Source organism: Merdimmobilis hominis (assembly GCF_016901855.1).
GTDB lineage: Bacteria > Bacillota > Clostridia > Oscillospirales > Ruminococcaceae > Paludihabitans.
The window spans coordinates 142755-154556 of the sequence record NZ_JACJKY010000002.1 but is presented as its reverse complement, the minus strand read 5'-3'; the positions used below and the strand labels follow the sequence as shown (position 1 = coordinate 154556).

9 protein-coding genes and 1 tRNA gene are annotated in these 11802 nt (G+C 49.0%); 2 read left to right on the top strand and 8 right to left on the bottom strand.

Going from position 1 to position 11802, the window contains the following annotated elements; genetic code table 11:
* Positions 1-226: 226 nt before the first annotated feature.
* Positions 227-303 (top strand) — tRNA-Pro (locus H6A12_RS02055).
* Between the two features lie 743 nt (positions 304-1046).
* Complete coding sequence (locus tag H6A12_RS02050) at positions 1047-2693, top strand: SulP family inorganic anion transporter (protein WP_204444282.1); 1647 nt, start codon at positions 1047-1049, stop codon at positions 2691-2693.
* Positions 2694-2799: 106 nt separating this feature from the next.
* Here H6A12_RS02050 and serS read toward each other — a convergent pair whose 3' ends face one another.
* The 8 genes from serS to jag all read right to left on the bottom strand — a co-directional run bounded on the left by serS (position 2800) and on the right by jag (position 11788).
* Positions 2800-4083, bottom strand: coding sequence for a serine--tRNA ligase (gene serS / locus H6A12_RS02045; protein WP_204444280.1), 1284 nt, complete (start codon positions 4081-4083; stop codon positions 2800-2802).
* Between the two features lie 20 nt (positions 4084-4103).
* Positions 4104-4973: a ParB/RepB/Spo0J family partition protein gene (locus tag H6A12_RS02040; protein WP_204444278.1), complete on the bottom strand. Its 870-nt coding sequence runs from the start codon at positions 4971-4973 to the stop codon at positions 4104-4106.
* The gene (locus tag H6A12_RS02035; RefSeq protein WP_204444276.1) at positions 4964-5746 is read right to left on the bottom strand and encodes a ParA family protein; all 783 of its coding nucleotides are present in this window, start codon (positions 5744-5746) and stop codon (positions 4964-4966) included. Before H6A12_RS02035 ends, H6A12_RS02040 begins: the two co-directional genes overlap by 10 nt.
* A gap of 188 nt (positions 5747-5934) precedes the next feature.
* The gene (locus H6A12_RS02030; RefSeq protein WP_204444274.1) at positions 5935-6735 is read right to left on the bottom strand and encodes a ParB/RepB/Spo0J family partition protein; all 801 of its coding nucleotides are present in this window, start codon (positions 6733-6735) and stop codon (positions 5935-5937) included.
* A 119-nt stretch (positions 6736-6854) separates the two neighbouring features.
* The gene (gene rsmG, locus H6A12_RS02025; protein WP_204444272.1) at positions 6855-7568 is read right to left on the bottom strand and encodes a 16S rRNA (guanine(527)-N(7))-methyltransferase RsmG; all 714 of its coding nucleotides are present in this window, start codon (positions 7566-7568) and stop codon (positions 6855-6857) included.
* Positions 7565-9448: a tRNA uridine-5-carboxymethylaminomethyl(34) synthesis enzyme MnmG gene (gene mnmG / locus H6A12_RS02020; RefSeq protein WP_204444270.1), complete on the bottom strand. Its 1884-nt coding sequence runs from the start codon at positions 9446-9448 to the stop codon at positions 7565-7567. The genes rsmG and mnmG overlap by 4 nt, the downstream gene beginning before the upstream one ends.
* 9 nt (positions 9449-9457) lie before the next feature.
* Positions 9458-10822, bottom strand: coding sequence for a tRNA uridine-5-carboxymethylaminomethyl(34) synthesis GTPase MnmE (gene mnmE, locus H6A12_RS02015; RefSeq protein ID WP_204444268.1), 1365 nt, complete (start codon positions 10820-10822; stop codon positions 9458-9460).
* A gap of 102 nt (positions 10823-10924) precedes the next feature.
* Entirely contained in the window at positions 10925-11788 is an 864-nt protein-coding gene (gene jag / locus H6A12_RS02010; protein WP_204444266.1) for an RNA-binding cell elongation regulator Jag/EloR, read from the bottom strand.
* Between the last annotated feature and the right edge of the window lie 14 nt (positions 11789-11802).

Here is an 11802-nt window from a genome sequence, read left to right as displayed (position 1 = left end):
ATTTTCGGGATGCGCACGCTTGCTTTCAACAGCGATGTTGAAAACGAAGTGCATAAAACCGCCTGTTTCCACGTTTTCAACAATGGGAATGTTGAAAACGTGGAAAGTTTACGCTTCGTATTACTCACGATTTAACAGCGATTATACATAAAACAAACATTTCAAAACAGAACAAATGCACTGCTTCTTGACATTTTTTAAAAAGCAAGCTATAATAAGAAATCGACGAGGCGTAGCTCAGTTTGGTAGAGTGCTTGGTTTGGGACCAAGATGCCGCAGGTTCGAATCCTGTCGCCTCGACCACCAGGCTGAGCCTGGAGCCAATTTGCGCTCCGGGCTCTTTTTTATTGATTAATGAGCATCCCGCGCTGAAAATAGGTCAAAACGCCTTAGGCGCCGGTCAGCGTTTCGCCGTCGTAGGTTCTTTTCTTTTTATTTAGCAAAGATACCCGCGCCGCAGGCGAATCAATGTGCCTTAGGCACCGCGCCGCAAGCGAATCAATGTGCCTTAGGCACCGCGCCGCAAGCGAATCAATGTGCCTTAGGCACTGCGCCGCAGGCGAATCAATGTGCCTTAGGCACCGCGCCGCAGGCGAATCAATGCGCCTTAGGCGCCGCGCCGGAGGCGAATCAATGTGCCTTAGGCACCGGTCAGCGTTTCGCCGTCGTAGGTTCTTTTCTTTCTTTTAATAAAACTGCTCGCGTCGAATATAAACGTGGAAAACAGGCTTAGCCTGAAGACTGCGCCTGGAGTCAAATTGGCTCCAGGTTTTTTGCGCAAATTCTCATGCTGAAAATAGACAGCTCCGGCGGGCGGTGTTTCACATGAAACCAGTCTTTCTAGATATTTATTCTTTGGTTTTCTCTGTCGTATCACTGATGCCAGTGTGTCAAGAACAGCGCGGTCAGCTTTGCCGCCGAGAATCGGAAGTGATTTTATTTTTCCACAGCCAAATATTGTTTCTGTTGAAAAAGTGTCTTACCTTTTGGCTTGATCTTTTTCATTTTGTTATTGATCTTACCCTAATGCGAAAGGAATGTATTTCATGAAAAACATTTTTCATCCGATGCTGTTTTCAGATCTTAAAAGCTACAGCAAAAAGCAGTTTGGCTTGGATTTGATTTCAGGAATTATTGTTGCGGTCATTGCTCTGCCGCTTTCCATCGCGCTGGCGATTGCATCCGGCGTCGCACCCGAAGCCGGTATCTACACGGCAATCATTGCAGGATTTCTCACTGCGGTGTTTGGCGGCAGTAATGTGCAAATCGCCGGTCCGACGGCCGCCTTTGCAACCATTGTCGCCGGAATCGTTGCAAAAAACGGCACGGATGGTTTGATGATTGCAACCATTATGGCCGGCATCATCCTCATTATTATGGGATGTTTAAAGCTCGGCAACTTGATTCGCTTTATTCCCTTTACGATTACCACCGGATTTACATTCGGCATCGCAGTGACACTGTTATTCGGTCAGCTCAAGGATTTCTTTGGCGTGACCTATCAAAACGGCGAATCTCCGATTGAAACCATTGAAAAACTCAAAGCCTTTTTTGTAAATGTCACCACGGTGAATTGGCAGGCAATCGTTGTGGGTGCGGTCTGTCTGGCTATTTTAATTATCTGGCCGAAAATTTTCGATAAAATTCCTGCATCTTTGATTGCCATTGCCGCCGCAATTGCTATGGTTGTCGGTTTTGACATGGAAGTAAACACCATCGGTGATTTGTTTACCGTAAGCGGAAAGCTTCCAACGCTTCATGTGCCGCAGATGTCGTTTTCTACCGTTGTTACCCTTTTGCCGGATGCGCTTACCATCGCTGTTTTGGCGGGAATTGAATCGCTTCTTTCCTGTGTGGTCGCTGACGGAATGATCGGAAAACATCATCGTTCCAACACGGAATTGATCGGACAAGGCATCGCAAATCTCGGTTCTGCGCTGTTTGGCGGTATTCCGGCAACCGGTGCAATCGCCAGAACGGCTGCCAATATTAAAAACGGCGGCAGAACACCGGTTTCTGGAATTGTCCATTCTGTAGTACTTTTAATCGTTTTGGTGGCACTGATGCCATATGCCGCATATATCCCAATGCCGGCCATTGCCGCTATTTTAATCAGCGTGGCATATAACATGTGCCAGTGGCGTCAGTTTGTCAATCTGTTAAAAACAGCGCCGAAAAGCGATGTTCTAGTGATGGTTTCCACCTTTTTGCTGACTGTCGTATTTGATTTGGTCGTAGCGATTGAGGTTGGTATTATCATGGCATGCGTGCTGTTTATGAAGCGCATGAGCGAAGAAACACGCATCAAGAGCTGGAAGTACACCGACATCACCGACGATGAATCGGACGAATCGCTGATGACCGTCCCCAAACATATCAGCGTATACGAGCTTAATGGTCCCCTGTTTTTTGCCGTTTCCGATCAGCTTCGTACCATTCGTACCAAATCGTTTACAACGTGTGTCATTCTGCGAATGGGCGCTGTTCCGATGATGGATACGGATGCGATCCGTCAGATCAAAAAATTCGTTGATGATTGTCATAAATCAGGAATTACTGTGATTTTGTCCCATGTTAATGCACAGCCGATGAAAGCCATCAAAAAGGCCGGTTTATATCAGATAATCGGCAGTGAAAACTTCTGCAAAAATATCGATCATGCAATGCGCCGCGCAAAACGCATCGACGCCTAACTTATATACTGAACTGCAAACACTGCTTTGTTTTCCACAACACACAGCATAATCGGTTGAAAAAACGCCTATGGAATGTTCCATAGGCGTTTTTTATTGTTCTTTCTTATTCTTTTGTAATGCGGTCGATACCCATATATTTACGGAGCACTTCCGGAACGGTGACAGAGCCGTCTTCATTCTGATACTGCTCGACGATTGCCGGAATCAAACGGCTGGTTGCAAGGCCCGATGCGTTGAGTGTATGGACAAAATGCAGTTTTTTGTCCTCACCGCGATAACGCATATTGCCGCGGCGTGCCTGATAATCACGCGCATTCGATGCGGAGCTGACTTCTTTGTAGATGCCCATGCTCGGAATCCAGACTTCGATGTCATAGGTGCGTGCCATCGAGAAGGAAACGTCGCCTGCTGCAAGCTTCGATACCTGATGATGGAGACCCAGCTTCTGCACAAGGCGCTCTGCTTTGCCGACGAGCTCTTCAAATGCTGCATCCGAGCCGTCCTCTGTTGTATACTGCACCATTTCCACTTTGTTGAACTGGTGGCCGCGGATCATGCCGCGTTCTTCCGAACGATAACTGCCTGCTTCTCTGCGGTAGCACGGTGTATACGCGATATATTTGCAGGGCAGCTCTGAAAGATTGAGAATTTCGTCGCGGTGCAGGTTGACAAGTGCTGTTTCTGCGGTCGGCAGCATGAATTTTGCCACTTCGCTTGTCGGGTTCGCGATTTTATACACCTCATCGGCGAATTTCGGGAACTGGCCGGCAGTATAGCCGCACTCATAGTTGAGCATATGCGGCGGCAGAATAAACTCATAGCCGTCTGCAACATGTTCTTCAATAAAGAAGTTAAGAAGCGCCCATTCAAGCCGTGCACCCCATCCACGGTATACCCAGGAGCCTGCACCTGCCAATTTTGCGCCGCGCTCATAGTCAATCAGACCAAGGGATTCACACAGCTCGACATGGTTTTTCGGCTCAAACGAAAATTCCGGTTTTTCAAGGAAGGTACGAATCGGCACGTTGTTCTCTTTGCCGCCTTCTTTCAAATCTTCATCCGGCATATTTGCAAGGCTTAAAAGCAGTTCTTTCTGCTGTTCTTCGAGTTTTGCCACCTCTGCCGCATTTTTAGTGATCTCATCGGACAGCGTTTTCATTTTTGCCAAAATCTCAGAAACATCCTGTCCCTGTTTTTTGAGCATCGGAATCTGCTTGCTTGCGCTGTTCTGCTCGCTCTTCATCTGATCGGTCTTTGTCGAGAGCTCACGGCGTTTCACGTCAATTTCCAAAATGCTGTCGACCACAGAATCGAGTTCCAAACAGCGTTTTTTCATTCCTTGTTTTACTTTTTCCGGGTTTTCGCGGATCATTCGAATATCCAGCATAACTGATAACCTTCCTTTTTTTAATATGGTTTATACTGTTTGATTAAAGCAAGCCGGGAAGCAATATCGCTAAGCTCCTCTTTGCTGTAAAACGAAATTGTAAGCGTTCCTTTTTCTCCGTCGCTTGTAATTTTAATGCTTCGATGGAGTTCCTCGCGCAGTGCAATCTCCATTTCATCGAAAAAGCTGTCCCGGAATGCCGGTGCATGGTTCTTTTTCTCTGAAGATGCGGCTTTTTTGCTCATCCGCTCAATTTCACGGACGTTTAATCCCTTCTGCACGGCTTCTTCTGCGACTTTGCACATGCGTTCTTCCTCTTCAAACGCCAAAATTGCACGCGCATGACCGGAAGAAAGCTGTCCGTTTTTCACATAATCCATGACTTTTTGCGGCAAATTCAAAAGACGCAGTGTATTTGCAACGGCAGACCGCGATTTTCCAACGCTTTTTGCCACATCCGCCTGTGTCATGCCGTATGTCTCCATAAGCTCCTGATAGCCTGCAGCTTCTTCCATCGGATTTAAGTTTTCCCGCTGCAGGTTTTCGATCAGTGCGAGTTCCATCGTTTTCTGATCGTCAAGCTCACGGATAATCACCGGCACTTCCCGCAGTCCTGCCATCCGGCTCGCACGGTAACGCCGCTCACCTGCAACGATCTGATAACCGCCCTCCGGCAGCGGACGCACCAAAAGCGGCTGAATGAGTCCGTGCTCGCGAATCGATTCCGCGAGTTCCTGAAGCGGTTCGTCTTCAAATACTTTTCGCGGCTGCGAGCGGTTCGGTGTAATGTCACTCAGCAAAATGGTCTGCACACCGCTTTCAGATGTCTCTGTCGCATTGTCCAAAAACAGCGCATCCAACCCTTTTCCAAGTCCCTTTTTTACTGCCATTTGCTCGCCTCCTTATTTCGTTTCATAAATTCATTTGCAAGTTCCATATAGGCTCTTGTTCCCGATGAAGATTTGTCATAATAAAAGACGGGCTGTCCATAGCTTGGCGCCTCCGACAGACGCACATTTCGCGGAATCGTCGTTTTGTAGACCTTTTCCCCGTAATATTTTTTGACTTCGGACAACACCTGTGCCGTTAAGTTTAATCTCCCGTCATACATTGTAAGCAGCACGCCTTCCAAATCAATGTTCGGATTATACAGCCGCTTGACCTGACGCACGGTTGCCATCAGCTGAGACAGACCCTCGAGCGCATAATATTCACACTGAATCGGAATGAACAGCGTATCGCAAGCAGTCAGCGCATTCAGTGTAATCAGTCCGAGCGACGGCGGACAGTCGATGAAGATATAGTCAAACCGCTCTTTCTGCGCGGCAATCGCCTTTTTTAGCATATTCACGCGGTCTTCCATATCCACAAGTTCAATTTCAGCACCGGCCAACTGAATATTTGACGGAATCACTGACAAATTTTTGAATGACGTTTTTAAAATCACGTCCTCCGCCTTTGCCGTACCGATCAACAAATCATAGGAAGACGCTTCCACGGCACGTTTATTGATTCCGACACCGCTCGTTGCGTTTCCCTGCGGATCAATATCGATCAGCAGGACTTTTTTTCTGAGCTGTCCCACACATGCGGCCAAATTGACAGTCGATGTCGTTTTTCCGACGCCGCCTTTCTGATTTGCTACCGCAATAATTTTCCCCATGGTTCTCCTCCTTTGTTTGTTCTTTTTTCAGTATACCACACTTCCTTTTGAATGAAAAGATGTTTCACATGAAACAATCAAAAAATGTTTCATGTGAAACAAAACAAAATGCGCCCGGAAGGTTCCGGACGCATTTTGTCGGTTTGGGGAATGGGTAGTTTTGTTTATTTCAAGGGGTTTCCTCGAAATCAAATGGGAATGCGGACGACGTATTCAATACAAGTATCGGAATCGTTTCGTTCATATGTCACATCCACGCCGCTTTCACTCATCGTCGTGATCGCACGATCAATCGTATTCAAAAAGATGCGAACATCCTTGATAATCGGTTTTTTTCGTTTTCGATGCACTTTTGGCTGTTCAAGCTGTTGTTCAAGCAGCTTTGCCATATGCTCGGCTTCTTCTGCTGACAGGTTATGCTCTGCAATCCGCGTAACTGCCTGCAAAAACTGCGGTGTACCTGCCAAACAAATCAGTGCCCGCGCATGCCGTTCAGGAATTCGGTTTGTAAGCAGTGCCACACGTTCTTCTTCTGAAAACCGAAGCAGCCGGATTTTATTTGCGATGGTCGGCTGTGCTTTTCCGAGCCGCTCGCCCACCTCCTGCTGCGATACACCCCATTCGGTGATAAGATTTTTAATTGCAGCCGCCTCTTCAAAATAGTTGAGGTTTTGCCGCTCAATATTTTCGATCAGCGCAAAAATAGCCGCCTGCCGGTCCGATGTATCCATAATAATACTCGGAACTGCCGAAAGTCCTGCCAATATGCTGGCACGAAGCCGGCGTTCGCCTGAAATCAGCTGATATTTTCCGCCGGCAATCCGCCGGACAGTGATCGGCTGAAGCAATCCGTTTTGTTTGATACTGTCAGAAAGCGCATGCAATTCTTCTTCGGAAAAATCAACACGCGGCTGTGCAGGATTCGGTTCCACCTGTTCCGGCGGAATCAATACCACGCGATTGATTGTTTTAAGTCCGATTCCTTTCATAAAAAAACACCTCCGTGGACCCTGCTTGTCCTTTCTACAATGCAGAGTATACCACAGAAGTGTTTTAATTTCCAGTATTTTCTATTGACATTGCTTGCGCTTTTTCGACAATCAGTATGTCAAACAAGCGGCTGCTTTTTGATTTTTGCGCTGGGACGCGGATATTTTGTCGGTGTCTGCGATATTTTTTCAATCATCACAAGCGTTCTGCCACTACCGTCCGGCAATGTATACGACTTCACTTCTTTGATTTTTCCGCCGAGCAGTCGAATTGCCGTTTTTGCTTCGGTCAGTTCCTGTTCCATTTCCGGACCTTTGAGCGCTAAAAACATGCCGCCGACCTTTACAAATGGTAAGCAGTATTCACTCAGCTCCCGTAAATGCGCAACCGCACGTGCAGTTGCCACATCAAACTGTTCCCGCAATTCTTTCTGACGGCCGCCCTCCTCTGCACGTGCATGAATGCATTCTGCCTGCACGCCGATGGAAGCGGTCAGATGACTTAAAAATGCAATGCGTTTATTGAGGCTGTCGAGCAGCGTGAGTTTTATGTCCGGACGCAAAATTGCACATGGCACGGACGGAAATCCCGCGCCGGTACCCACATCGATCATCGATGCATGGTCTGCAACTGCGGCATGGGAAAGAAGCAAAGCACTGTCAAGAAAATGCTTCACGATGATTTCGTCCGGTGCAGTAATCGCCGTCAGATTCATTTTTTCGTTCCACTCCACCAGAATCTGCGCATATGCGTCAAACTGCGACGCTTGTTCCGGTGTTACGAAGATATTTGCTTCACCAAACAGCGCAATCAATTTTTCCTGATCGATCATTGCTGATATCCTCCTCTCTGCTGTAACCATACCAAAAGCACCGAAATATCCGCCGGACTGACACCCGAAATACGCGATGCCTGTCCAATATTGAGCGGTTTCACCTTCTGAAGCTTTTCGCGTGCCTCGAGGCTCAATCCGATCAGCGTATTGTAATCCACATCCTGCGGCAGTTTCCGTGCTTCCAGCTTCCGCATTTCATTTACCTGAGAAAGCTGCTTTTGAATGTAGCCTGCATATTTTAATTCAATTTCAACCTGTTCACACACTTCAGAAGACAGCTCCGGTGCATTCGGATCGAACTGCATCACATCACGATAAGAGAGCTGCGGCCGGCGAATCAAATCAGCGGCACGCACGCCGGTCGACACCGGTGATGTTTCACGTGAAACAAGCATTGCATTGAGCGCGTCACTCGGCGAAATCGTCTGTTTTTCCACGCGAGCAATCTCCGCATCAATCTGACGCACTTTCTCTTCAAATCCTTCATATCGTTCTTTGCTGATCAATCCGATCTCATAGCCAAGCGGTGTCAGCCGCTTGTCAGCATTATCCTGACGCAAAATCAAGCGATACTCACTGCGCGAAGTCATCATACGATACGGATCGGAACAGCCTTTCACCGTCAAATCGTCAATCAGTGTCCCGATATACGAACTTGCACGGTCAAGCACCACCGGTTCTTTTCCCTGAATCGTGCGCGCCGCATTGATGCCCGCAATCAGTCCCTGTGCCGCCGCTTCCTCATAGCCGGAAGTACCGTTGAACTGTCCGGCACCGTACAAGCCTTTCACCGCCTTAAATTCGAGCGTCGGCAGCAGTTCCAGCGGATCACAGCAGTCGTATTCGATTGCATAGGCGTTGCGCATAATTTCCGCGTGTTCAAATCCTGCAATCGTGCGGATGAACGCCAGCTGCACGTCCTCCGGCAGTGAGGATGACATGCCCTGCATATACATCTCGTCGGTATCCAGGCCCATCGGCTCAACAAACAGCTGATGACGCGGCTTTTCTGAAAAGCGAACGACTTTATCCTCAAAGCTTGGGCAATACCGCGGGCCGATGCCGGAAATCCGTCCGCTGTAAATCGGCGACCGATGCAGATTCTGACGAATCACCTCGTGCGTCTGCGCATTTGTATAGCCCATATGGCAGACAACCTGGTTGTGAAGCGGCTGTTTCGTTTCAAACGAAAATGGCACGACCGGATTGTCACCCTCCTGCACTTCGAGTTTTGAAAAATCAATGCTTCTGCGGTTGATACGGCACGGTGTTCCTGTTTTAAACCGCCGAATCGTAATGCCAAGCTCCCGCAGGCAATCGGTCAAACCGATACTCGGGGCAACAGCATCCGGCCCGCTCGCATACGACACCTCACCGACATGAATCATCGCACGCTGATACGTTCCGCTGCAAACAATCGCCGCTTTTACTTCATAAACGGCACCCAGCTTCGTTTCCACGGCACAGACATGATGTGCGTCATCCACATGAACGGCAGTGATTTCATCCTGTTTCAGCCACAAATTTTCCTGTTCTTCAATTTTTTGTTTCATATAAACGTGATACGCACGCCGGTCGCTCTGGACACGCAAGCTGTGCACAGCGGGACCTTTTCCGCGGTTGAGCATACGGCTCATCAAAAACGTCGCATCGGCCGCTTTGCCCATCTCGCCGCCCAGTGCGTCAATTTCACGCACCAAGTGTCCCTTTGCCGTACCGCCGATCGACGGATTGCACGGCATATTTGCCACCGCATCGAGCGTCAATGTAAACAAAATGGTACGCAGTCCAAGCCGTGATGCTGCAAGCGCCGCTTCCACGCCGGCATGTCCCGCACCGATCACCGCGATATCATACGTTCCCATTGGATATGACATAACGTTTCCTCACTTTCCTACACAGAAATTCGAAAAGACCTGATCGACAACCGCTTCGGTCACACGTTCACCCGAGAGCGTCAGAATCGCTTCGATGGCTTCCTCGACCAAGACGGTCACTGCGTCAAATGTCATGCCGTCACGCACTGCTGCAAGCACGCCTGCAAGCGATTCTTTTGCCGCAATCGCACAGCTTCTTTGACGCTCGTTTGCAAGCATCGGTGCAGTCGGATCGATTTGCTCCATCGACAGCTTTTTACGGATTGCTTCTTCAAGACTCTTTGCCGCCGATTCCTCACGCGCCGAGATTTCAACAATCGAATCGAACGATTGTTGAATCTTTTCCATATTCGTTTTAGACGGCAGGTCATTTTTATTGACAATCGCGACAGTCGGACGGTCTGCTGTCATGAGAATCAGCTCCTCATCCTCTTCGCTCCAGTCAGACGAGCCGTCAAACACCGCCAGCACGAGCGACGCTTCCGCAAGCCGCTGTTTTGCAATCGAAACACCGATCTGCTCCACACGGTCGTCCGTTTCGCGAATACCTGCCGTATCTGACAGCCGCAAAAGCAAATCGCCGAGCCGCACGGACTCCTCTACCACGTCACGCGTCGTTCCGGCAATATCAGTGACAATACTGCGCTCATAGCGTGCAAGCGTATTCATGAGCGTCGATTTGCCGACGTTCGGTTTGCCGACAATGACGGTATCAATGCCCTCGCGGATGAGCCGTCCCGCGTCATACGTATCGAGCAATGCACAGATTTCATCATAACATGTCTGTGCCGTTTCGACGATTTCACTCTCATCCACCTCAGGGATTTCATCCTCGGGATAGTCGACCCACGCCGACAGATGCGCCGCAAGTTTCAACAACTGATCTTTAACACTGTTGATTTTTTTGCCGAGCACGCCTGAAAGCTGACTCGTTGCCGCCTTCGACGCATCGCGCGTTTTCGCTTCGATCAAATCGATGACCGCCTCTGCCTGTGTGAGGCTCAGTTTTCCGTTTAAAAAGGCGCGCTTTGTAAATTCACCCGGTTGTGCAAGGCGTGCACCGCTTTCGAGCACAGCACGCAGAACCGCTCTTGTCACATAAATGCCGCCGTGGCATGAAATCTCCACGACCGTTTCTCCTGTATAGCTGTGCGGCGCCAAAAACACAAGCGCCACCGCCTGGTCGATCACCGCACCGTCTTGTTGCACCGTACCAAACAGCGCTTCATAGCCCTTGCAGTCAAACAGCGTTTTCTTTCCCGCCGGAACAAACACGCGCGATGCCACCTCGAGCGCTTCATCGCCCGAAATGCGGATCATCGAAACGCCTGCCGGCGCTACTGCCGTTGATACTGCCGCAATCGTCTGTGCCATGATACGTTCTCCTTTCTTTAAACAAAACAAAAGGACCGAGCCTGCCGCCCGATCCTCCCGCTCAAGAATCATGCAAACACCCTTACGGGGCTTGTTTTTTTCTTACAGTTCAATTTTCGAATACAGCTCTGCGCTCTCTTCTTTTTTGCGGAATTCATCTTTTAAGATGTCCTCCATTGTGCGCTCCGGCTTATTCTGATACGATTTTTTCTGATATCCGCCGTTCGAACGGCCGCCGCGGCGATTGTTGTTATTGCGCGGTTTCGGCGTTTCGCTTAAAATCACGACACGACGGTTCGGCTCTTCGCCTTTCGATTTCGAGAACACACCCGGAATTTCAGACACGACCGCATGAATGATGCGGCGCTCATACGGATTCATCGGCTCTAAAAGCTGGCTTCTGCCGGTGCGTTTGACCTTTGCGGCAATGCGTGCAGCAAGCGCTTTGAGTGTTTCCTCACGTTTTTCACGGTAGTTGCCGCAGTCGAGTGTAATGCGGAAATATTCGCCGTCCACACGGTTGCAAGCGAGCGCTACAAGGTACTGAAGCGCATCGAGTGTCTCGCCGTGATGACCGATCAGAACCGCAATATCCTCGCCCTCAAAGGTGATGACTGCGCCGTCTTCCGATGTTTCTACGTTCAGATTCACATTCTCAATGCCCATTGCTGCGAGAATCGACGAAAGATACTCTTTTGCAACGGTGATTTTTTTCTCCTCTGCGCTGCTTAATGCACTCTCCGGCTCTTCAACCGACTCGGTCATCTGAAACTCTGCCGGTTTGTTGACCTCTGCCACTTCTGCGGTCACTTTGAGCACTGCATATTTTAGTTTCGATGAAAACAGCTTTTTCGGCGCTTCCATCACTTCATATGTGCAAACAGCTTCTTCCACGCCAAGCTGATCCGCACCCTGTGCAAGCGCTTCTTCAATCGTTGCCGCTTTAATAATCACTTCTTTTGTCATAACGACAAGTCCCC

Excerpts from the sequence above, each read along its gene's own strand:
- H6A12_RS02035 (WP_204444276.1), bottom strand. The coding sequence starts at position 5,746 with ATGGGGAAAATTATTGCGGTAGCAAATCAGAAAGGCGGCGTCGGAAAA.
- H6A12_RS02030 (WP_204444274.1), bottom strand. The coding sequence starts at position 6,735 with ATGAAAGGAATCGGACTTAAAACAATCAATCGCGTGGTATTGATTCCG.
- mnmE (WP_204444268.1), bottom strand. The coding sequence starts at position 10,822 with ATGGCACAGACGATTGCGGCAGTATCAACGGCAGTAGCGCCGGCAGGC.
- serS (WP_204444280.1), bottom strand. The coding sequence starts at position 4,083 with ATGCTGGATATTCGAATGATCCGCGAAAACCCGGAAAAAGTAAAACAA.
- H6A12_RS02040 (WP_204444278.1), bottom strand. The coding sequence starts at position 4,973 with ATGGCAGTAAAAAAGGGACTTGGAAAAGGGTTGGATGCGCTGTTTTTG.
- mnmG (WP_204444270.1), bottom strand. The coding sequence starts at position 9,448 with ATGTCATATCCAATGGGAACGTATGATATCGCGGTGATCGGTGCGGGA.
- jag (WP_204444266.1), bottom strand. The coding sequence starts at position 11,788 with ATGACAAAAGAAGTGATTATTAAAGCGGCAACGATTGAAGAAGCGCTT.
- H6A12_RS02050 (WP_204444282.1), top strand. The coding sequence starts at position 1,047 with ATGAAAAACATTTTTCATCCGATGCTGTTTTCAGATCTTAAAAGCTAC.
- rsmG (WP_204444272.1), bottom strand. The coding sequence starts at position 7,568 with ATGATCGATCAGGAAAAATTGATTGCGCTGTTTGGTGAAGCAAATATC.